The 21,529-nt window shown below is 69.5% G+C and carries 19 protein-coding genes; 7 read left to right on the forward strand and 12 right to left on the reverse strand.

Annotated elements, in window-relative coordinates; translation table 11 throughout:
- Positions 1 to 70: 70 nt before the first annotated feature.
- On the forward strand, positions 71 to 1,462 hold the full coding sequence (gene pssA, locus R5H19_RS00995) for a CDP-diacylglycerol--serine O-phosphatidyltransferase (RefSeq protein ID WP_318157107.1): 1,392 nt from the start codon (positions 71 to 73) through the stop codon (positions 1,460 to 1,462).
- Between the two features lie 106 nt (positions 1,463 to 1,568).
- Here pssA and R5H19_RS01000 read toward each other — a convergent pair whose 3' ends face one another.
- Together R5H19_RS01000 and R5H19_RS01005 are read right to left on the reverse strand one after the other, a co-directional pair.
- On the reverse strand, positions 1,569 to 2,168 hold the full coding sequence (locus R5H19_RS01000) for a GNAT family N-acetyltransferase (protein WP_318157108.1): 600 nt from the start codon (positions 2,166 to 2,168) through the stop codon (positions 1,569 to 1,571).
- Positions 2,169 to 2,187: 19 nt separating this feature from the next.
- Positions 2,188 to 2,394: a DUF465 domain-containing protein gene (locus R5H19_RS01005; protein ID WP_027484175.1), complete on the reverse strand. Its 207-nt coding sequence runs from the start codon at positions 2,392 to 2,394 to the stop codon at positions 2,188 to 2,190.
- A gap of 108 nt (positions 2,395 to 2,502) precedes the next feature.
- On the opposite strand from R5H19_RS01005, the gene ttcA reads away from it, so the two are divergent.
- The 4 genes from ttcA to R5H19_RS01025 all read left to right on the forward strand — a co-directional run bounded on the left by ttcA (position 2,503) and on the right by R5H19_RS01025 (position 6,491).
- Positions 2,503 to 3,366, forward strand: coding sequence for a tRNA 2-thiocytidine(32) synthetase TtcA (gene ttcA, locus R5H19_RS01010; RefSeq protein WP_318157109.1), 864 nt, complete (start codon positions 2,503 to 2,505; stop codon positions 3,364 to 3,366).
- Positions 3,367 to 3,405: 39 nt separating this feature from the next.
- Entirely contained in the window at positions 3,406 to 4,608 is a 1,203-nt protein-coding gene (locus tag R5H19_RS01015) for an amino acid aminotransferase (RefSeq protein WP_318157110.1), read from the forward strand.
- Between the two features lie 80 nt (positions 4,609 to 4,688).
- A complete protein-coding gene (locus tag R5H19_RS01020) occupies positions 4,689 to 5,606 on the forward strand; it encodes a recombination-associated protein RdgC (protein WP_318157111.1) in 918 nt (305 codons plus the stop codon).
- A 114-nt stretch (positions 5,607 to 5,720) separates the two neighbouring features.
- Complete coding sequence (locus tag R5H19_RS01025) at positions 5,721 to 6,491, forward strand: YgjP-like metallopeptidase domain-containing protein (protein ID WP_318157112.1); 771 nt, start codon at positions 5,721 to 5,723, stop codon at positions 6,489 to 6,491.
- Between the two features lie 18 nt (positions 6,492 to 6,509).
- Here the strand turns inward: R5H19_RS01025 and R5H19_RS01030 are convergent, their stop codons facing one another.
- The 3 genes from R5H19_RS01030 to R5H19_RS01040 form a co-directional block, all read right to left on the reverse strand.
- Complete coding sequence (locus R5H19_RS01030; RefSeq protein WP_318157113.1) at positions 6,510 to 7,097, reverse strand: sterol desaturase family protein; 588 nt, start codon at positions 7,095 to 7,097, stop codon at positions 6,510 to 6,512.
- Positions 7,098 to 7,249: 152 nt separating this feature from the next.
- On the reverse strand, positions 7,250 to 8,194 hold the full coding sequence (locus R5H19_RS01035; protein WP_318158128.1) for an alpha/beta fold hydrolase: 945 nt from the start codon (positions 8,192 to 8,194) through the stop codon (positions 7,250 to 7,252).
- Positions 8,195 to 8,382: 188 nt separating this feature from the next.
- Positions 8,383 to 10,236, reverse strand: a complete 1,854-nt coding sequence (locus tag R5H19_RS01040; protein WP_318157114.1) for a M1 family metallopeptidase — start codon at positions 10,234 to 10,236, stop codon at positions 8,383 to 8,385.
- A gap of 198 nt (positions 10,237 to 10,434) precedes the next feature.
- Between R5H19_RS01040 and R5H19_RS01045 the strand changes: the two genes are divergently transcribed.
- Positions 10,435 to 12,570 (forward strand): EAL domain-containing protein, encoded by a 2,136-nt coding sequence (locus R5H19_RS01045; RefSeq protein ID WP_318157115.1) that lies wholly within the window; start codon positions 10,435 to 10,437, stop codon positions 12,568 to 12,570.
- Positions 12,571 to 12,690: 120 nt separating this feature from the next.
- Here R5H19_RS01045 and pip read toward each other — a convergent pair whose 3' ends face one another.
- From pip to R5H19_RS01060, 3 genes are all read right to left on the reverse strand, one after another.
- Entirely contained in the window at positions 12,691 to 13,644 is a 954-nt protein-coding gene (gene pip, locus R5H19_RS01050) for a prolyl aminopeptidase (RefSeq protein ID WP_318157116.1), read from the reverse strand.
- Between the two features lie 190 nt (positions 13,645 to 13,834).
- On the reverse strand, positions 13,835 to 15,529 hold the full coding sequence (gene acpA / locus R5H19_RS01055) for an acid phosphatase (protein WP_318157117.1): 1,695 nt from the start codon (positions 15,527 to 15,529) through the stop codon (positions 13,835 to 13,837).
- Positions 15,530 to 15,557: 28 nt separating this feature from the next.
- Positions 15,558 to 16,052 (reverse strand): Lrp/AsnC family transcriptional regulator, encoded by a 495-nt coding sequence (locus tag R5H19_RS01060; RefSeq protein WP_318158129.1) that lies wholly within the window; start codon positions 16,050 to 16,052, stop codon positions 15,558 to 15,560.
- 140 nt (positions 16,053 to 16,192) lie between these two features.
- Here R5H19_RS01060 and R5H19_RS01065 point away from each other — a divergent pair, with 140 nt between their 5' ends.
- On the forward strand, positions 16,193 to 17,125 hold the full coding sequence (locus R5H19_RS01065) for an EamA family transporter (RefSeq protein WP_318157118.1): 933 nt from the start codon (positions 16,193 to 16,195) through the stop codon (positions 17,123 to 17,125).
- 10 nt (positions 17,126 to 17,135) lie between these two features.
- Here R5H19_RS01065 and R5H19_RS01070 read toward each other — a convergent pair whose 3' ends face one another.
- The 4 genes from R5H19_RS01070 to plsB form a co-directional block, all read right to left on the reverse strand.
- Positions 17,136 to 17,750 carry an FmdE family protein gene (locus R5H19_RS01070; protein ID WP_318157119.1) on the reverse strand — a complete coding sequence of 205 codons (615 nt, stop codon included), beginning with the start codon at positions 17,748 to 17,750 and terminating at the stop codon, positions 17,136 to 17,138.
- Positions 17,751 to 17,763: 13 nt separating this feature from the next.
- A complete protein-coding gene (locus R5H19_RS01075; RefSeq protein ID WP_318157120.1) occupies positions 17,764 to 18,030 on the reverse strand; it encodes a DUF2249 domain-containing protein in 267 nt (88 codons plus the stop codon).
- Between the two features lie 75 nt (positions 18,031 to 18,105).
- Positions 18,106 to 18,873, reverse strand: coding sequence for a bifunctional demethylmenaquinone methyltransferase/2-methoxy-6-polyprenyl-1,4-benzoquinol methylase UbiE (gene ubiE, locus R5H19_RS01080; protein ID WP_318157121.1), 768 nt, complete (start codon positions 18,871 to 18,873; stop codon positions 18,106 to 18,108).
- A 28-nt stretch (positions 18,874 to 18,901) separates the two neighbouring features.
- The gene (gene plsB, locus R5H19_RS01085) at positions 18,902 to 21,520 is read right to left on the reverse strand and encodes a glycerol-3-phosphate 1-O-acyltransferase PlsB (protein WP_318157122.1); all 2,619 of its coding nucleotides are present in this window, start codon (positions 21,518 to 21,520) and stop codon (positions 18,902 to 18,904) included.
- Between the last annotated feature and the right edge of the window lie 9 nt (positions 21,521 to 21,529).

Genomic DNA, 21,529 nt, shown 5'->3' on the forward strand with positions numbered 1-21,529 from the left:
CGCAGGCAGCAGCGATAGGCGTACCGTGCGTGGTTTGCGATGATGCGGTCTGCTGTCTGCCGATGTCGCCATGAACAAGCTGATCACCGCACCGGGCCGTCTCGCGCGCCGCATGCTGCCGTTCCGGCGCAGGCCGCAGACGCACGCCGACCTGCCGTTCTTCGCGGTACCGGCCGACGCCATCGCCGTGCTGCCGGATCCTGCCGCGTTCCGCCAGACGCTGCTGCGGCTGATCGCGCAGGCCAGCCGGCGCATCGTGATCGTGGCGCTGTACCTGCAGGACGACGACGGCGGCCGCGAGGTGCTCGATGCGCTGTACGCGGCGAAGGCGCGCCTGCCGGCGTTGCAGATATCGGTGTTCGTCGACTGGCATCGTGCGCGGCGCGGCCTGATCGGCAAGCAGAAGAGCGAAGGCAATGCGGGCATGTACCGCGAGTACGCCGCGCGCTTCGGCCCGGGCGTCGACATCCACGGCGTGCCGGTGCAGAACCGCGAGCTGTTCGGCGTGCTGCACCTGAAGGGTTTCATCATCGATGACGCGGTGCTGTACAGCGGCGCCAGCCTCAACGACGTCTACCTGGTCCGGCACGGACGCTACCGGCTCGACCGCTACCACCTGCTGCAGCATGCCGGGCTGGCCGATGCGATGGCCGGGGTCGTGCAGCGCCACTTTGTCGGCAGCGATGCCGTGCGGCGGCTGGATCTGGCCGGAGTGCCGTCCACGAAATCACTGCAGCCGGCGATCCGCGAATTCCGCCAGCAGCTGCAGGGGGCGGCCTACGAGGTGCCGTCGGCGACGCTGGCCGGCGGCGAGGTCGCGGTGACGCCGCTGCTGGGCTTCGGCCGCACCGACAACGCGCTGAACGAGGCGCTGCTGGAGCTGCTGCGCGGCGCCCGCGAGCGACTGATCGTGTTGACGCCGTACTTCAACCTGCCGCGGCCGCTGCGGCTGCTGCTGGGCCAGCTGCTGCGGCGCGGCTGCCGCATCGACATCATGGTCGGCGACAAGACCGCGAATGATTTCTACATCCCGCCGGGGCAACCGTTCAAAACCATCGGCCTGCTGCCGTACCTGTACGAGAACAACCTGCGCCGCTTCGCGCGGGCGCATCGCCGGCAGATCGACAGCGGCCAGCTGAACATCCACCTGTGGCGCGACGGCGACAACAGCTACCACCTGAAAGGCCTGTTCGTCGACGACGACGTGGCCGTGCTGACCGGCCACAACCTCAACCCGCGCGCGTGGTCGCTGGACCTGGAGAACGCCCTGGTACTGCGTGACCCGGCGCACCTGCTGCAGGCGAAGCATGCGGCGGAGTGGGCGGCCCTGCGCCGGCATGCCACGCGGCTGGGCGACGACCGTGCGCTGGAAAGCCCGCGGCGCTACCCGGCCGAGGTGCGCCGGCTGCTGCGTCGGGTGAACCGCGTGCGGCTGGACCGGCTGGTCAATCGGTTGCTGTAGGAGCGCACAGGGTGCGCTCCTACGATTGCGCGGCAAGTTTCGTAGGGCGGGCAATGCCCACCGGTTTTTCGATGCGCCGCGGCGAAAGCGGCGGGCGGTGCCCGCCCTACGGCGCGGCGAGCCGGTCCAGCCGCATGCCCAGCCAGTTCGCCACGTGCGGCCATTCGTCGGCGAGGATGCTGAAGCAGACGGTGTTGCGCAGGCTGCCGTCGGTGCGGCGCTTGTGGGCGCGCAGCACGCCCTCGCGCTGTGCGCCGAGGCGTTCGATCGCGCGTTGCGAATCCTCGTTGAGCTCGTCGGTGTGGAAGGCCACCGCCGCGCAGCCCAGCGTCTCGAACGCGTGCTCCAGCAGCAGGCGCTTGCAGGCCGTGTTGAGATGGGTCTTCTGCCAGCGCTTCGCATACCAGGTGTAGCCGATGGCCAGCCGCGGCACCCCGGTGTCGATCTCGTAGCAGCGGGTGCTGCCGACGATCTCGCCGCTGCGCGCCTCGCGCACGGCGAACGGCAGCATGTGGCCCTCGGCCTGGCCCTGCAGCGCCTTTTCGACATAGCCGCGCGCCTGCCCCGGCGGCGGCACGCTGGTGACCGTGAGGTTCCACAGTTCGCCGTCGGCGGCGGCCGCTTCCAGCGCTGCGGCGTGGTCGAGGCTCAAGGGTTCCAGCACGACGTATTCGTCATGCAGACGGGTCGGGGCGAACGGGGTCATGGGCGGTCCGGTGTGGCGTTCAGGCGTCGAGGTCGGGGATCAGCTTGCTCTCGAGCCGGGCGATGTTGTCCTTCAGCAGCAGCTTGCGCTTCTTCAGCCGGGTCAGTTGCAGCTCGTCGCGACCGATCGCCGAGGCCAACTGTTCGATCGCCGCGTCGAGATCGCGGTGTTCCATCCGCAATTCGGCCAGGAGATGGACGATCTCGGCGTGATCTTGAACTTGCATGGAAGGGCGACGACTGGGACGGTCGCTCTAGTTTAACGCCGTTTGTGGGGCGATAGCGGGGCGTCCGGACGGCTACAATGGGCGTTCTTCTCCGTCCGATCGGCCGTCATGTCCGTCCAGCTCGAGATACCCCATGCGCCGCTTGCCGAGGCCGACAAGCTGGCCCGGCGCCTGCGCCGCCAGGTCGGCCAGGCGATCGGCGACTTCGGCATGATCGAGGACGGCGACCAGGTAATGGTGTGCCTGTCCGGCGGCAAGGATTCGTACACCCTGCTGGACCTGCTGCTGCAACTGCAGGCGAAGGCGCCGGTGCGCTTCGGACTGGTCGCGGTGAACCTGGACCAGAAGCAGCCGGGTTTTCCCGCGCACGTGCTGCCGGATTACCTGAGTGCGCGCGGCGTGCCGTTCCACATCATCGAGCAGGACACCTACAGCACGGTGACGCGGGTGATCCCCGCCGGCAAGACCCTGTGCAGCTTGTGCTCACGGCTGCGCCGTGGCGCGCTGTACACCTGGGCGGCGGCCAACGGCATCAGCAAGATCGCGCTGGGCCACCACCGCGACGACATCCTCGCCACGTTCTTCCTCAACCTGTTCTACCAGGCGCAGCTGAAGGCGATGCCGCCGAAGCTGCGCTCGGACGACGGCCGCCACGTGGTGATCCGCCCACTGGCGTACTGCCGTGAAAGCGACATCGCCGAGTACGCGGCGCAGCGGCAATTCCCGATCATTCCGTGCAACCTGTGCGGTTCGCAGGACAACCTGCAGCGCCGGGCGGTGCAGCGCATGTTGGCCGAATGGGAACGGCAACAGCCCGGGCGCAGCGAGAACATCTTCCGCGCGCTGGGCCACGTATCGCCCTCGCAGCTGGCCGATCGCCGGCTGTTCGATTTCAGCTTCGGCGTGTCATCCGCCGCGGCGCCGGTCTGGCCCGACGACGCGGCGGATGACGCCGCATCCACGCAGGCTTGAGCCTTTCCACCCACCCACTACCTGAGTCGAGTAACCGCCGTGTCCTTCTTTGCATCCGTTGAAATGGCCCCGGGCGATCCGATCCTTGGCCTCACCGAAACCTACCTGGCCGATCCGCGCCCGGGCAAGATCAACCTCGGCGTGGGCATCTACGTCGACGAGCAGGGCCGCATCCCGCTGCTGCCGAGCGTGCGCGAGGTGGAGCAGGCGCTGGCCGCGGCGGCGAAGCCGCGCGGCTATCTGCCGATCGACGGCATGCCGGCGTACAACCAGCTGACCCAGCGGCTGGTATTCGGCGCCGACTCGCCGCTGCTGGCCGCCGGCCGCGTGGCCACCGCGCAGACCGTCGGCGGCAGCGGCGCGCTGCGGGTGGCGGCGGACCTGCTCAAGCAGGTGGCCGGGGTGGGCGCGAAGATCGCCATCAGCAGCCCCAGCTGGGGCAACCACCACGCGGTGTTCCGCACCGCGGGCTTCGCCCTGCTCGACTACCGCTACTACGACGCGGCCAGCCACGGGCTGGACTTCGCAGGCATGCTGGAAGACCTCGGTCGGCTCGAAGCAGGCACCGTGGTGCTGCTGCACGCGTGCTGCCACAACCCCACCGGCGTGGACCTGGATGCGGCGCAGTGGGCGCAGCTGATCGCGCTGCTGAAGGAGCGCCGGCTGCTGCCGTTCGTGGACATGGCCTACCAGGGCTTCGCCCAGGGTGCCGACGCCGACGCCGCCGGCGTGCGCCTGCTGGCCGAATCGGGCATCGAGGCATTCGTGGTGGCCAACTCGTATTCCAAGTCGTTCTCGCTCTACGGCGAGCGCGTGGGCGCGCTGTCGATGGTCGGCGCCGACCGCGACGAGGCGGCGCGGCTATTGTCCAAGATCAAGCAGACCATCCGCGCCAACTACTCCAGCCCGTCCACCCACGGCGCCGCGCTGGTCGCCGGCGTGCTCGGCAGCGTCGAGCTGCGCGCGCGCTGGGAGGCCGAGCTGGGCGGCATGCGCGAGCGCATCCATGCGATGCGCGCAGGCTTTGTCGAGAAACTGGCCGCGCTCGGCGCGCCGGACTTCGGCTTCATCAACCGCCAGGCCGGCATGTTCTCGTACTCGGGCCTCAGCAAGGCGCAGGTGCACCGTCTGCGCGACGAGCATGCGATCTACGCGCTGGACAGCGGGCGCATCTGCGTGGCCGCGCTGAACCAGGCCAACCTCGACACGGTGGCCGCGGCGGTTGCCGCCGTTTGCCGCTGACCTCCCCGGCCGTCACCCCGGCTCTCGCCGGAGTGACGGCCAAACTCCCTGCCTCCCGGCAGCCCTGATCCGGATACCGAATGTTCTTTCGCAATCTCACGCTGTTCCGCTTTTCCCCCACCGTCGCCACCGATCTGAACCACCTCGACGAAGCGCTGGCCGAGCACCGTCTGCGCCCGTGCGGGCCGCTGGAAATGTTCACCCGGGGCTTCGTGCCGCCGGTCGGCCGCGGCGAGGGCGAGCCGCTCACCCACACGGTGAAGCACTGCACGTTGCTGACCGTGGGCGGCGAGGACAAGCTGCTGCCGGCGGCGGTGATCAACGACGAGCTGCATCGCAGGGTGCAGAAGATCGCCGAGGAAGAAGGCCGCAAGGTCGGCGGCCGCGAGCGCAAGCGGATCAAGGAAGACCTGCTCACCGAACTGCTGCCGCGCGCGTTCGTGCGCAACTCGCGGATGTCGGCCTATGTCGACAGGAAACACGGCTGGCTGGTGCTGGACACCGCCAGCCGCAAGTCGGCCGAGAACGCACTGACCCAGGTCCGCGAGGCATTGGGCAGCTTCCCGGCGGTGCCGCTGGCGCCGGAGGAAGGCCCGCGCGTGCTGATGACCGACTGGCTGGCCAACGGCAACCTGCCGGCCGGCCTTGCCCTGGGCGACGAGTGCGAGCTGCGCGACCCGGCCACCGCCACCGGCGCGATCGCCCGCTGCCGCCGGCAGGACCTGGACGCCGAGGAGGTCAAGGAGCACCTGCGCAACGGCAAGCAGGTATTCATGCTCGGTCTCACCTTCGATGAGAGGATCAGTTTCGTGCTGGGCGAGGACCTGGTCATCCGCAAGCTGAAGTTCCTCGACGTGGTGATGGACGAGCTGGGCGACAGCCACGAGGACGCCCATGCCGAACTGGACGCCGGCTTTGCCCTGCTGACGCTGGAACTGGAGCGGCTGCTGGGCAAGCTGGAGGAGTGGTTCGGCCTGCCGCGCCCGGCCGATAGCTGAACGAGAAAGCCATATCGCCGGGACGCCCGGCGCGCCATACTGGGCGTCCGGCCGCTTGCGGGCGGCGGATTCCCCCGTTGATCACACAGGCCCGGGCAAGAAGCAGGCAGGATCATGGCGCAGCATCTGGAAGGCGACTGGCTGGAACTGGCCACCGTGGGCGGCAGCATCATCCGGGTGCTGAAGGCCGCCCATCCACGTGCCCGTCGATTGCGCCTCACGGTAACCCCGCAAGGCGCGCGGGTCACTTACCCGCTCGGCACCCATCCCGCCCAGGTCAGCGCGTTCCTGCGCAGCCACGCCGACTGGCTGGAGCAGAAGCTCGACGAGCTGAACCTGATCGTGGAACCGCTGCCGCCGCTGCGCGTGGGCTACCCGTGCAGTTTCCCGCTGCGCGGCGAGCTGGCCGAGCTGGACTGGGCGGAAGGCGCCTACCCGAAGATCGAGCCGCACGCGACCGGGCTGACCCTGGTGATCCCGCGTCCGCATACCCGTGCCTTGCCGATCGCCCGCGGCCTGCTGGCCTCGCACCTGGAAACGCTGATCCGCCGCGACGTCTCGCGCTGGCTGGCCGGCTACGTGCCGCAGCTGGGGCTGGCGCCCACCGCTCTGAAGATCCGTCCGATGAAGAGCCTGTGGGGCAGCCTGGACACCCGCGACCGCATCAACCTCGACCTCGCACTGGCGCTGGCGCCGCCGGCCGCGCTGCGCTACGTGCTGGCGCACGAGCTGTGTCACCTCAAGGTGCGCAACCACTCGCCGCGCTTCTGGACTCAGGTGGAGAACCTGTTCCCGGACTGGCGCGAACAGCGCGACTGGCTGCGCCAGCACGGCGCGATCCTGAAGGCCGAACTCGACCGCCTGATCGACGACGTGGCCGACTGACGCCTGCGTGCGGCCGTCTCAGTGGTTTCTGGGCTGGCGCACGTACTTCGTACCCAGCAGCACGTCCCACAGCGGCGTGGTGACGCCGAAGTTGCTCTCGGGGTGATAGTGGTGCACGTGATGGGCGCCGGCCCAGCGCCGCAGCAGCGGCTGCTTGAAGCGCACGTGATGGATGATGAAGTGGCTCAGGCCGTAGACGATGTAGCCGAAGGTGATTGCGCTGGCCAGCAGCAGGGCGAAGCCGGTGGGCATCACCAGCACGAACACGCCGGCCAGCGCCAGCAGTACCGCCGGCGGCAGGAAGAACGGCAGCGAGTCGTAGCCCAGCGGCCGCTGGTGGTGCAGCTCGTGACCCTGCGCGAACAGCGGGATCCGCGTGTGGAACATCCAGCGGTGGAAGAAGTACTCGATGAAGCTGAAGGCGAACAGGCCCAGGCCGAGCGCCAGCAGTGCGATCAGCGGGCCGTCGGCATGGCTGCGCCAGCCCAGCACCAGCAGCAACAGGCACAGCACGCTGTCCACGCCGAACTCGGCCCAGTAATTGGCGCGGGTGGCGGACATCCGCACGACCGCGTCCACGAAGATGCGCCAAGGGTTCCGCTTCATCACTTGATGCACCGTCCTGCCTTCACGCGCATGGGTACGCCAGACTGCGGCGTCACCGCCGCATTCTCCCATGGTGTCACACGCATTTCACAATGCCATGGGAGGGCGGCGGTGGTCCGTTCAGCATCCTGCATGCGGATGTCGTGCATGGCTCAGTGCGACAGCGCGAAGCCGGTGAGGATCTGCGCGGTCTGCTCGGGCTTTTCCTGCATCGGCATGTGGTTGCAGCCGTTGATGGTGCTGGTGCTGATCGCGCTGGCGGCGGTCAGGCCGTTGCGCAGGCTGTCCAGCGCGGAAATGTCCACGATCCTGTCGTCATGGCACCACAGGCCCAGCACCGGCATGCTGAGCCGGCCGAGCCGCTTCTGCACGGAAAGGTACTGACCGGGCTCGCGCAGTTCGTCGAAGGTACGCTCAATGAAGCTGCGGTTGCGCTGGTTGCGCTGGACGAACACGTCGACGAAGCGGCCGGGCAGGTCGAGCGGCTGCGCGTACGCCAGCGCGGTGGCGCGTTCGAAACCGGCGCGGTCGTCGTACACGAACGGGTTCCTGCCGGCCAGCGCATCGCGGTCGAACGCGTTCTCCTTGCCCTTCAGGCCGAACGCGTCGAGCAGGGCCAGTGCGGCCACGTGTTCGGGATGGTCGCTGGCGTACACGCCGGCGATCGCGCCGCCCATCGAGTGGCCGACCAGCACGAAGCGCTGCAGGCCCAGGGTCTGCACGAACGCGTCGAGGCGCCCGGCCTGGGCGTCGATGTCGTAGCTGGCCCCGGGCACCCGCGAGGAGTGGCCCCAGCCGGGCAGGTCGGGAATGATCAGGTGGAAGTGCGGCGTGAGCAGCTTCGCCGTCTGCAGCCACACGCTCTTGTCGGCGTCGAAGCCGTGCAGCAGCAGGATGGTCGGCCCCTGGCCGCCTTCGTAGTAGACCCAGTGCGTGTCGCCGGCCTGCACCGAATGCTTCTCCAGGTGCGCGGCCATCGCCTCGCGGGTGACGTTCGCCTGCAGCAGCCACTGCGGCGCGAACAGGTAGCTGCCGCCCAGCACGATGACCAGCAGCGCCACCAGCCACGCCAGGAATTTCAGCCGGCGCAGCAGCATGCGTTTCCAGAGCGGGGTGGTGCTGTTCGTCGATGGCGGCATGGTGGCTTCTTGGAATGTGGCAGGTTGGGCTCCCTCCCCTGCATCGCAGGGGAGGGTTGGGGTGGGGTCGCTCTTGACCCTGGTCGAAGATCAAAAGCGCTACCCCCTCCCAGCCTCCCCCTGCGGAGCAGGGGGAGGAGCAGCAATCACTTCGCTTGCTTCGCCTTGGCGAGGATGCCTTCGATCACCTGCTGGGTCAGCGGGTGGTAGCCGGCCTTGGCCCTGGCGTAGACCTGCTCGGCGTAGGCCAGCCCTTCCGGCGTCTTCGCGAACGCCTTGTACAGCGGCGTGGTCAGGTAGATGCGGCCGATCCGCGTCATGTGCTCGGCGGCGGCGTCCCACACGGCCTTGTCGCCGGCGGCGATCGCGTGGCTGTACCAGCGCATGCCGATTTCCGCGTTCGGCGTGCCGGTGAGGTGCCAGGCGGCGTCGAGTTCCTGCATCTTCGCCAGCGGCGGCGCGTCGGGCAGGCGGTCGAGGAAGTACATCCATTCCTGCGTGTTCCAACCCTTGGCGTCGAGCGAGCCCGCAGCCAGCTTGCCGGCGAGGAAGTCGCTGCGCTCGCGGTCGATCGCGTTGAAGCGCGGCGAGTCGGGCAGCGGCGCATTCTGCGGGATGCCTTCGCCGTAGACCCAGGCCTTCACCTCGTCCCAGCCCATCTTGCCGGGGTGCTTTTCGATCAGGTTCGGCTTCAGGTAGTCGAGCATCTGCTCGGTGGTGATGCTCCGGAACGCGAAGTGGTGGAAGTAGCCCTTGAGGTAGGCGTCGAACGCCGTGCGGCCGAAGCGCTGCTCCAGCGTGCGCAGGAACCACGAACCCTTGTCGTAGGCCACGTCGGACAGCGAGTCGTCGGCGCCGATGCCGCGCGGATCGGGTGCCAGCTTCTGCGCGTTGGCCGGCATCGCGCCGATGCTCTTCTGCAGCGCGCGCGCCGACAGCAGCGCCTCCTCGTCGGCCAGTGCCTTGCCGTACACCGACTCGGTGATGCGGCCCTGCACGTAGGTGGTGAAGCCCTCGTTGAGCCAGATGTCGCGCCATGCCGCCGCGGTGACCAGGTTGCCCGACCACGAGTGGGCCAGCTCGTGCGAGACCAGCGAGACCAGGCTCTTGTCGCCGACCAGCACGGTCGGCGTGGCGAAGGTCATGTTCGGGTTTTCCATGCCGCCGAACGGGAACGACGGCGGCAGTACCAGGATGTCGTAGCGGCCCCATGCGTACGGGCCGTACAGCTGTTCGGTGGCGGCGATCAGCTTCTCGGTGTCCTCGAATTCATGGGCGGCCTTGTCGACCACCGACGGTTCCGCATAGACCGCCGAACGCGGCCCGGTCTCCTTCACCGCGAGGTCGCCGGCGGCGATCGCCAGCAGATAGGACGGGATGGGATGCGGCTGGTCGAATTTGAAATCGCCATCCAGCGGATGCTTCGCGTCGTTGATCGCGCTCATCACCACGCGCACGTCCTTCGGCGCGGTGACGCGGGCGTCGTAGGTGAAGCGGACCGCCGGCGAATCCTGCAGCGGCACCCACGAGCGCGCGTGGATGGATTCCGACTGCGAGAACATGAAGGGCAGCTTCTTGTCGGCGGTCTGTACCGGGGTCAGCCACTGCAGGCCGGACGCCTCGGGCGAGGTGGTGTAGACGATGCGCACCAGCGCCGGGCGCTTCGGCGTGGCGATGGTCAGCTTGCTGCCCAGCACCTTGTCGCGCGGGGCCAGCGCGTACTTAAGTGGCGTGGCCTTGCCGTCGGCGGCCAGCGCCTCGACCTTGGCGATCTGCAGGTCGCGCGTGTCCAGCACCAGCGACTGCGCCTTCGGATCCATCCAGTCCAGCTTCAGCGTGGCCTGGCCGTCGAGCTGCTTGCGCGGGAAGTCGATCGTCAGGTCCAGGTCCAGATGCGTCACGCGCACCTGCTCGGGCTGGGCGTAGGAGTTCGGGTCGTTGGCGCGGGCGGCCAACGGCAGCACGAGGGTGCCGAGGGCGAGGACGGAAAGCAGGCGCATGCAGCGGCTCCGGATGCGGGGGAAAGGCGAGTATGCCACCGCATCGCCCTGGCTGGCCCGTGACGGAAGGTCAGGCCCGGTGGCGGATGGCGTGCCGCGCGAACTGTTTTCTTGTCGACGAAAGGTGCTAGCTTGCCGAGCGGGTGGCGTCATGACCGACGGCGGCGCGTCGGTAGCCTGGACCTGAGGGAGGGAGGCATGCTGATTGGCGCAGATGCACCGGCGACCGGCTACTTCATCGCGGCCTTGATCGCCACCACCGGCATCGCGTTCGCCTCCGGCGTGCAGTTCATGGTCATCGGCCTGTGGCGGCGGGGCGAGGGCATCTATCTTTCCTACGCGGCGTTGTGCCTGTGCATTGCCGGGCTGGCGCTGGGCAACGTGCTGCTGTTCCGTGCCGGCGACCTGGCGCAGGCCACCGCCGCCTTGCGCTGGATGATCGCGGCGGCCATCGCCAGTTTCGTGCCGATGGTGGTGTTCATCCGCGCCTACACCGGTGCCGGCACCCGCTGGCGCGCGCTGGTCGGGATGAGCCTGCTGGTGGCGGTTTTACTGTGGGCCAACCAGACCGCGCCGAACACCTTGTTCTTCTCGCAACTGGAAGCCGGCCAGCCCGTCGTGCTGCCCTGGGGCGAGCAGCTGTACAGCGTCATCGGCGCGGGGTCGGCCTGGGGCATCGCGTTCCATGTGGCCAGCTACGCGGTTTTCCTGTGGGCGCTCGGCCGCGCGTGGGCGCAGTATCACGGCGGCGATGCGCTGCGTGCGGTACTGCTCGGCGGCTGCCTGCTGGCGCAGTTCGTCGCCTTGCTGTGGGGCGACATCGTGGTCGACCTGCTCAGGCACCGGGCCCCGTACCTGGATGCCTTCGCCTTCCTGCCCTTCGTGCTGCTGATGAGCCTGTCGCTGGCGGCGCGGATGCACCAGCGCACGGTGCAGCTCGAACATGCCCGGCGGCAACTGGAGGTCGAAGAACATACCCGCCGCGCCGCCGAGCAGAGCCTGCGCCATCTTGCCTACCACGACGGCCTCACCGACCTGCCCAACCGCGCCAGCGCGTTGAAGCGCCTTGCCGAGTGGCATGGCGACGCGCTGGCCTACGGCGGTTGCGGCGCCTTGCTGCTGATCGACCTGGACAACTTCAAGACCATCAACGACGGCCTCGGCCATCACGTCGGCGACCGCCTGCTGCAGGCCATGGCCGGGCGCCTGCGCGCCGCGACGCCGCCCGATGCGATGCTGGCGCGTCTGGGCGGCGACGAGTTCGTGCTGATGCTGGGGCTGCGCGAGCGCACGCCGCCGGAGATGCTGGTGCGCGCCGAACGGGTGGCGCAGGACATGATCGCGGTGGTGTCCGAGCCGGTGACGGAGGAGCGGCACGTGCTCGGGGTGGGCGCCAGCGTGGGCGTGGCGGTGTATCCCGACGGCGAAGCGGACGTGGCCGACCTGCTGCGCCGGGCCGACATCGCGCTGTACCGGGCCAAGGCGGCCGGGCGCAACACCGTGCGGGTGTTCCTGCCGCCGATGCAGCAGGAAGCCGACCGCCGCCTGAGCCTGGAGCGCGGCCTGCGCGCGGCGCTGGAACAGGACTGCATGGGTACGCAGTTCGCCCTGCATTTCCAGCCGCAGATCAGCGTCGATGGCGAACTGCTGGGCGCCGAGGCGCTGCTGCGCTGGCGGCACCCGCAACTGGGCGAGGTGGCGCCGGAGAAGTTCATCCCGCTGGCCGAGGAGACCGGCCTGATCCACGCGCTCGGCGCCTGGGTCGTCGACGAGGCCTGCGCCCACCTGCGCGCGTGGGATCGCGACGGCGTCCCCTGCGGCCGGACCCTGGCGGTCAACGTGAGCGCCTGGCAGCTCGCCCACCCGCACTACGCCACCCGGCTCGTCGCGCAGGTGCGCGAAGCCGGCGTCGCGCCGGAGCGGCTGACCCTGGAGCTGACCGAGAGCGCCCTGCTGCAGGACTTCGATGGCGCGCAGGCCACGCTGCGCCAGCTGGCCGGCGCCGGCTTCAAGCTGGCGCTGGACGACTTCGGCGTCGGCTACTCCTCGCTGAGCTACCTGCAGCGCCTGCCGCTGGACGTGATCAAGATCGACCGTGCCTTCGTCGGCGAGCTGCACGCCGATAGCGGCAACCCGCTGGCCGGCTTCATCATCGACGTGGCGCACCGGCTGGGCATGGTGGCGGTGGCCGAGGGCGTGGAGAGCGCGTTCCAGCGCCTGGCGCTGGAGCAGATGGATTGCGATGGCCTGCAGGGCTACCTGATCAGCCGCCCGCTCGACGACGCCGGTTTCCGCCGCTGGGTGGTCGGGCACGTTGCCGCCAGCGACGCTTGAGCAACGATGCTCAACCCCACAGCGCCGGCTTGGCCACCATCAGCCAGAACGTGGCGATCACCGGGAGGAGGGCGGGCCTGCCCGGCAGGCGCAAGCTTCCCTCCCGGGTGGCTGGCGGCTTCAGCAGTAGCGGTCCGCCAGCCGGTCGGTGGCTTCCACCAGCTGGTCGACGATCGCCGGGTCGGTGGCGCTGTGGCCGGCCAGCACCACGTGCAGCTGCGCCTCGGGCCAGGCCCGGGCGAGGTCGTAGGCGCTCTTCATCGGGCAGATGATGTCGTAGCGGCCGTGCACGATGGTGGCGGGGAGGTGGCGGATGCGGCCGATGTCGCGCAGCAGCTGGTCGGGTTCGAGGAAGATGTTGTGGCGGAAATAGTGCGCCTCCATCACCGCCAGGCTGACCGCCTTGTGCGGGTCCTCGAAGTCGCCGCCGGCCTCGGGATCGTGCAGCAGCGTGGTGCAGCCGCCCTCCCACGCGCTCCACGCCCGCGCCGCGGCGAGCCGGGTGGCTTCGTCGTCGCTGGTCAGGCGGCTCCAGTAGGCATCCAGCATCGAGCCGCGCTCGGCCTCGGGAATGAAATCGAGGAAACGCTCCCAGCGCTCGGGGAAGATCTGTGAGGCGCCGCCGTCCAGCTCGTTGAACCAGCGCAGCTCCTGCGGCCGGCCCAGGAAGATGCCGCGCAGCACCAGGCCGAGCACGCGCTCGGGGTGCGTCTGCGCATAGGCCAGCGCCAGGGTCGAGCCCCAGGAGCCGCCGAACACCACCCAGCGCTCGATCTCCAACTGCTCGCGGATCGTCTCGATGTCGGCGACCAGGTGCCAGGTGGTGTTGTCGGTGAGTTCGGCGAACGGGGTGGACTGGCCGGCGCCGCGCTGGTCGAACAGCACGATGCGGTAGTAGGCCGGGTTGTAGAAGCGGCGGTGATAGGCCGACAGCCCCGCGCCCGGGCCGCCATGCAGGAACACCACCGGCAGGCCGGCAGGGTTGCCGCATTCCTCCACGTACAGGGTGTGTACTGCGTCGACGGCGATGCGGTGGGTACGGTATGGCTCGATCTCGGGGTACAGCTCGCGCATGGCGGTTCCTGGTGTTTCGCTCGAAGGTTGCAGCTTACGGGGAAGTTTTGGGGTTCCCAAATCGGACTTCGATGGGGTTTTGGGCGGGGACCCCACCCTACCCTCCCCTGCGGAGCAGGGGAGGGAATAGCGGCGACTTGCTTTGCTCCTCCCCCTGCCTGCAGGGGGAGGTTGGGAGGGGGTGCTCTTCTCAGTCGAATTGCAACGCGGCGGTGAGGTCGCCGGGCGGTGGGCCGCCGGCGGCGATCATCGCTTCCTCGCGCAGCGCGAGGCCGGGCAGTTTCTGCAGGCCGAAGCGGCGGGTGATGAAGCGCAGGATCGAGCCGGTGTCGTAGATCGTGTGGTCGACGAAACCCTTTTTCGCGAACGGCGACACCACCAGCGCGGGAATGCGCGTACCCGGCCCCCAGCGGTCGCCCTTCGGCGGCGCCACGTGGTCCCACCAGCCGCCGTTCTCGTCGACGGTGATCAGCACCAGCATGTTCGGCCACAGCGGGCTGGCCTGCAGCGCCTCGACCACTTGCGCCAGGTGGCGGTCGCCGGCGTCCACGCTGGCGTAGCCGGCGTGCATGTTGAGGTCGCCCTGCGGCTTGTAGAACGTCACCGGCGGCAGCGTGCCGGCGGCGGCCGCGGCGATGAAGTGGTTGGTGGCCGCCTCGCTGCCGGTGCCGGCGTCGCGCAGGTGCCGCGCGCGCGCCGGCGTGCCGGGCGCGAACTGGCGGAAGTAGTTGAACGGCTGGTGGTGCGGCTGGAAGTTCGGCACCTCCGGGAACGCGCGGTGGTCGCCGTCGCCGCGGCCGTCCAGCGCCAGCTGCCAGGCGCCGGCGTACCAGGCCCAGTCGACGCCGGCGGCGGACAGCACGTCGCCGATGGTGGCGTGGTCCTGCGCGGGCAGCGTGTTCGGGCTGGTCGCGTCGGCCAGGCGCGGGTCGTGCTGGTCGCGGCTGAATCCCGGTGCGTAGGCCGGGCCGATCGTATTGACCGCCCAGAAGTCGGGCGTGAGCGCGTCGTACGTGACGAATTTCGCGCGGCCCTGCATCGCGCTGGCCGGCGAGTCCTCGGCCAGCTTCGGCCGGATGCCGGTGGGGTCGCTGCCTTCCAGCGTGGCGATCTGGAGTTTCGCCGGGCTGCGGTCCGCGTGCGGGTAGAACGGCGGCTGCGCCGCGGCCAGGTACTGGTGGTTGAGGAACGAGCCGCCGAACGCGCCCATGAAGAAGTTGTCGCACAAGGTGTACCGGCGGGCCAGCTGCCACAGCCGCAGCTTCGCCGCGCTGTCGGCGTAGTGGCCCATGGTCATCGCGCCGGTATTGCCCCAGGCGACGAAGCCGTCGTTGCGGCCACCGTTGATCTGCAGCTGGTTCTCGTAGAAGCGGTGCACCAGGTCGCGGGTGATCACGCCGTGCGGCAGCGGCGCGCCGTCCGGCGTGGCGAGCGCGAACGGGCGGTTCGGCAGGCCGCTGATCGCCTGTTCGTCGATCTGGTAGTGGCGGCCGTCGACGATTTGCGGTTGCGGCGCCAGGCCGCCCCAGATCGGCGGCAGCGCGTCGAGCAGGCGGCCGTCGCGGTCGCGCTGGCGATAGGCCGGCGAGTCGAGCGCCTGCAGCGGCTGGGCCAGGCCGGGGAAGCCCGCGAACAGGTTGTTGAAGCTGCGGTTCTCGGCGTACAGCACCACCACGTGGCGGATGTGCCGGCGCAGCAGTGCGTCGAGCGCAGCGTCGGCGGCCGTGGAGGCCGACGCCGGCGGGCGTTCGCCGAACGGTTTGCAGCCGCCGACGGTGAGCGCGGCGCCAGCCAGCGCGAGGCCGCCGAGCAGGCGCCGGCGTTCGGGATTGGCCGGGCCGTCGGCGGGTGGTGGCGGGTGCGGTCGGTCGGTCGGATCGGTCATTGGCCTGGTCTTGCGAAGAGGAAAGGGGTCAGTCGGTCGACATCGCGCGCGCCGCGGTCCACATCGCGCGGGTCAGCGGGCGGTGCTCGTGCGGCGTCTGCAGCACGATCAGGGTGGTGGTGCTGGTGCTGGCGCTGGTCTTCAGCAGCCGGTCGAGCACGGCTTCGAGATGGCCGATCGACATCGCCACCACGTGCAGCAGGGCCGAATCCTCGCCGGCCAGGCGGCGGCATTCGAGCACCTCGGGAATGTCTTCCACCAGCGCGCCGATGCGCGCGCAGGTGGCGCCGTCGCAGCGCAGCCGGATCATCGCACTGATGCCGTAGCCGAGGCGCTTCGGGTCGACCGTGGCGCGATAGCCGCTGATCACCCCGGCCTCTTCCAGCCGCTTCACCCGTTCGGCCACCGCCGGCGCGGACAGGCGCACCTTGCGGCCCAGTTCGGCATAGCCCAGGCGCGCGTCCTGTTGCAGCGCTTCCAGCAGTTGCCAGTCCTTGCCGTCCAGTTCGGGCCTGGTGTCCATGACCTTCGATTCCATGGCGGAATACCTTGCGAGTTGATTCGATCGCTGGCGAAACAGCGGGAAAACACGTCGATGCATTATTCACCGGCGCCACCGGCAAGACTAGGATGCGCACTTCCCCGCCCCAGGAATCCGTCCCCATGGATACCGTTGAACGTCTCGATGGCCGCGCCCTGCTCGCCATCGCGATTGCCCTGCTGACCTGGTCGTCGGCGTACGCCGCGATCGCCTATGCCTTGCCCGCGTTCACCCCGGGCGAAGTGGCGTTCGCGCGGCTGGCGATCGGCTCACTGTGCTTCGCCGCGCTGCTGCGGGTGAAGCGCGTGCCATTGCCGGCGCGGCGCGACTGGCCGCAGTTGGCGCTGCTCGGCGTGCTTGGTCTCACCGTCTACCACCTGTGCCTGAACTACGCCGAGACGCGGATCGCCAGCGGCACCGCCTCGATCCTGATCTCGCTGGTGCCGGCCGCGACCGCGGCGGTGTCGGCGCTGTGGCTGCGCGAACGGCTGACGCTGCGCACCTGGATCGGCCTGGCGGTGGCCCTGCTCGGCACCGTGCTGGTGGTGCTGGCCAGCGGGCAGCGCGTGGAGATGGATCCGCATGCCCTGTTGGTGCTGGTGTGCGTGGCTGTCTCGGCAATCTTCTTCGTGGGCCAGAAGGCCTTGTTCGCGCGCAACAGCATGCTCGGCGTCACCGCGTTCGCGTTTTACGCCGGCACGCTCGCCGCACTGCCGTTCGGCTGGCACCTGCCGCAGGCGCTGGCGGCGGCGTCGTGGGCGCGCATCGGCGCGCTGCTGTGGCTGGGCATCGCGCCGACCTTCGTCGGCTACCTGGCGTGGAACATGGCGGTGAACCGCGCGTCGGCGTCGCGGGTCAGCAGCTTCATCTACCTGTCGCCGCCGATCGCGCTGCTGATCGGCTGGCTGTGGCTGCACGAGGTGCCGAACGCGTTGATCCTGGTCGGCGGCGCGATCACCGTGGGCGGCGTGGTGCTGGCGAACGCGCGGCGGCGCCCGGCGCCGCCGACGGCGGTCGCGGCAGCGTCGTGTGCGCGGACCTGCGAACAGGCCTGAAGGCGGCCGCTCAGTTCAGCCGGGTCAGGCGCAGCACCTGCGGGTCGTCCGCGTGCTCCAGCAGCAGGCGCTGCACGCGGCCCTGCCAGGCTTGCGCGAAAGCGGCACGCTGCTCCGCGCCGGCGCCGGGCTGCAATGCGCCAACCATCAGTTCGCGCAGGTTCGGCGCCGCCGGCACCGTGGACAGGTCCAGTTCCACCGCCACGGTGGCACCGTTGTCGCGACGGCGGAACTGCACCGCGCCGGCACCCGACGCGGCCGCGTAGCTCAGCAGCGCCTGGCGCACGAAACGACCGCCGATGCCGTGGAAGCCGTTGCCGGCCGCGGCGCCGGTGACCAGGGTCAGCACCTGCGCGATGACGCCGGTGACACCCTCGCTCTCGGCCGCCGGCATGTGCACCGTGATGCCTCCGCGCTCGGCCGGTTCGTCCGGATACAACGCCTGCAGTGCGCTGCGCGCCATCAACCAGGCGCCGGCCACGGTGGGGCAGGAATGGCCGGCCAGCCGCACGGCGTCGACGTAGGCATATTCCAGCAGGCCGTCGTCGGCGGCGCCGAGGAAGGCCGCCAGCGGGTCGCGCATGCGGATGCGCGGCGCCTGGTCGTAGAACGCGGGATAGTTCATGCGTCGGCGCCGCTCACTCGGTCGGCAGGCCGGTGATGCCGAAGTCGATCACCACTGCGTCGGCGTCGCGCTGACGATAGGTCACGGTGAGGTTGTCGCCGAGGCGCTCGCGCAGCTGGGCGATCAGCGGGATCGGGTCGTGGTCGTTGACGAAGCGCATGGTCTCGCCCGAGCGCAGCGCGCCGATCGCACCGAAGATCGCCGAGTGACGGAAGCGCCGCGCCACGCCGCGGGCGTCGAAGAGGTGGGTGTGCTGTTCGGCAACGGCATCGATGGACATGAGTGGGTGCTCGCAGTAAGGGAGCGCCCAACATACGCCGCACCCCGCCGGCGGCCACTGATCTGGATCAGACGCTCAGAACTTGTACGCGCGATGGATCGCCACCACGCCGTTGGTGAGGTTGCGCACCTCGACGCGGCCGAAGCCGGCGCGCTCCATCATGCCCTTGAGGGTTTCCTGGTCGGGGTGCTTGCGGATCGACTCGGCGAGGTACTGGTAGCTGTCGGCGTCGCCGGCGAACAACTGACCCAGCTTCGGCAGCACCTTGAACGAGTGGAAGTCGTACAGCTTGCCGAACAGCTCGTTCTGCACTTTCGAGAACTCCAGCACCAGCGCGCGGCCGCCGGGCTTCAGCACGCGGCAGATGTCGGCCAGTGCCTTGTCCTTGTCGGTGACGTTGCGCAGGCCGAACGCCATGGTCACCGCGTCGAAACTGTTGTCCGGGAACGGCAGCGCCTCGGCGTTCAGCTGGGCCCAGCGCAGCCCGCCGACCAGGCCGCGGTCGATGAGGCGGTCGCGGCCCACGCCGAGCATCGCCGCGTTGATGTCGCCGACCACCACCTCGCCCTCGTCGCCCACCACCGGCTTGAGCAGCGCGGCGATGTCGCCGGTGCCGCCGGCCAGGTCCAGCACGCGGTCGCCGCGGCGCACGCCACTGACCGCCACGAAGTGCCGCTTCCACAGCCGGTGGATGCCGAACGACATCAGGTCGTTCATCAGGTCGTAGCTCTTCGCGACCGAGGTGAACACCTGGCCGACCAGTTTCTGCTTGTCGGCGACCGGCACGTCGCGGAAGCCGAAGTGGGTGGTCGACCCGGGCGGGGTTCGGGGCTGTTCGTTCATGGCGGGCAATGCTACAGGAACGCCGTGGTCAGTCGTCGGACGACGGGTCGCGACGGTCGTCGCCGCTGCGCCGCTCGTGTTCGCGGCGTTCGGCGTCGACGTGGCGTTCGTGCAGCGCGGCGACGTCGCTGTCGGCGGGGAGGCGGGCGGGCTCGGTGGCTTCGCGGTCGCCGCCGGGGGTGATCTTCAGGATCGAATGGCGCACCTCGCGCGAGAGGATCACCCGCGCGTCGCGCACCATGCCTTCCAGCGCGGCGTCGTAGTCGAGCTTGCCGGCGTCGTCGGTCCACACGATGCGCCGCTCGCGCAGCTTCTGGATGAAGCCGCGGAACAGCGCCTTGTCGAAGAATTCCGGCGCGGTCAGCTCGTTGAGCAGGGACAGCCGCTGCGCGGTGAGCGTGCAGGCGCTCTCCAGCTCGGCGGCGGTCATCGTGTGCGGGCCGTTCTTGGCCAGCGCGGCGATGGTGATGTAGTAGCGCTCGAAGGCCTGGACCAGGCTGCGCGCGATCACCTTGAGCTGGAAGGCGCCGTCGTCCTGGCCGGGGCTGCGCTCGAGGCTGCGGCCGTCGTTGGTGGATTCGAGCAGGCCGCGGCGCACGAAGAAATCAATGGTGGCCTGCAGCTGCGCGACGAAGCCGTCGGCGTCCCACGGCAGGAACAGCTCGCCCTGGATGAACGGGTAGATGATCCGGCCCAGCCGCAGGATCGACGGGCGCGACATGCGGCGGTTGTTGAGGAAGCAGCAGGCCACCCACGCAGCGGTGGCGGTCAGGTGCAGCACGTTGTTGCGGAAGTAGCTGAGCAGCACCGCGCGCTCGCCGGTGGCGGTGAGCACGTCGCCGAGCGGGTGCCGCACGCGCTGGATCCAGCCCATCTGCTCGCCGTAGGCGACGATCGCGGTCGGGTTCATCGGGGTCAGCGTGATCCGATCCGAATACGGCAGCTCCTCCAGCAGCGCCTTGCCCAGCTCGAGCTGGGTCAGCAGGTCGCTCTCGGCCATCGCGTGCTTCGGTGTGGCCAGCAGGGCCAGCGCCAGCAGGTTGATCGGGTTGACGTCGGCGGCGCGGTTGATGTTGACCTGGATCTGTTCGGCGAGGCGGTCGGTGACCGCCCCGAGCCATTCCGGCTTCGTCTCGGGGTCGGTGCCGGCGGCGCGCCAGTCATTGCTGGCCGCGTCCAGCAGCGGGGTCAGCTCGATCGGCTCGCCGAAGTTCAGCGCCACGTGGCCGTAGCGTTCGCGCAGTACCTTCAGGCCGCGCAGCAGGCCGAGCAGCGATTCCTTCTCCTTCGGCTGGCCGGAAAGTTCGCCGATGTAGCTCTTGCCCTCCATCAGCTTCTCGTAGCCGATGTACACCGGCTGGAACAGCACCGGCCGGCGCGGCGCGCGCAGGAACGCGCGGATGGTCATTGCCAGCATGCCGGCGCGCGGCGCCAGCAGGCGGCCGGTGCGCGAGCGGCCGCCCTCGATGAAGTACTCCATCGGCACGCCGCGGTCGATCAGCTGCGCCACGTATTCGTTGAAGATCACCGAGTACAGTGCGTTGCCCTTGAAGCTGCGGCGCAGGAAGAACGCGCCGCCGCGGCGCAGGATCGGCCCGATCACCGGCAGGTTGAGGTTCACTCCGGCGGCGATGTGCGGCACCACCACGCCGGACACGTGCAGCTGGTAGCTCATCAGCAGGTAGTCGGCGTGGCTGCGGTGGCAGGGCACGTAGATCACCTCGTGGCCGGGCGCGGCGGCTCGGGCCTTGTCGAAGTGGTGCATCGAGATGCCGTCGTACAGCTTGTTCCAGAAGTTGCCGAGCAGGAACGAGGCCGAGCGCACCACCGGATGCGAGTAGTCGGCGGCGATCTCCAGCACCAGCTTGTGCGCCTTGCGCCAGGCCTTGGCGTAGCTGGTCTTTTCCTTGGCGGCGCTGGCGGCGATCGCGGCGCGCACCGGCTCGGCGTTCAGCACCGCGTCGACCACCGTGCGCCGATGCGACAGGTCCGGCCCGATCACCGCGGCGCGGATGCGATGGAAGTGCGTGCGCAGCACCCGCGCGACCTTGCGCGAGAAGCGCTCCGGGGTGATCCCGCCGGATTCGTCCAGTGTCTGGCGCAGCGACACCGGTGCGGAGAAATGCACCACCGTGTCGCGCCCGTTCAGCAGCAGCGCGAGCATCCGGCGGAAGCGGCCCACCATCACCCAGTTTTCCGAGAACAGCACGCGGAACCAGCCGCTGTCGCGGCTGGGCGCGCGGCCGACGTAGATCGACACCGGCACGATCTGGATGTCGCGCTCGGGCATGCCTTCCAGCGAGTGCACCAGCTGCCGCAGCGGCTCGTTCGGGTTGCGCTTGCGGTTGCGGCCGAGCAGGCTGCCGTCGCGCCGGGCCAGCGCGAACACCGAGCGGCGCCGGCGGGTGCCGGCCAGCGGCTGCATCGGGTTGGGCAGGCCGGCCTCGCGGCAGGCGCGCTGCAGGATCAGCGCGTCGGAGAAGCCATCGCGCTCGATCACGTAGCAGACCGGCACGCCGGCGCGCAGCAGGGAGGCGGGCTCGGCCGGATCGCGGCGGATGCGCACCCACGGCTGCAGCAGCTGGCCGGCCAGGTTGAACCACCAGGGGGCGCGTGGACGGGCGGGGGAGTCCGCGACGGTAGTCATTTGCATCCG

It is taken from the genome of Rhodanobacter sp. KK11 (assembly GCF_033345435.1).
Lineage (GTDB): Bacteria > Pseudomonadota > Gammaproteobacteria > Xanthomonadales > Rhodanobacteraceae > Rhodanobacter.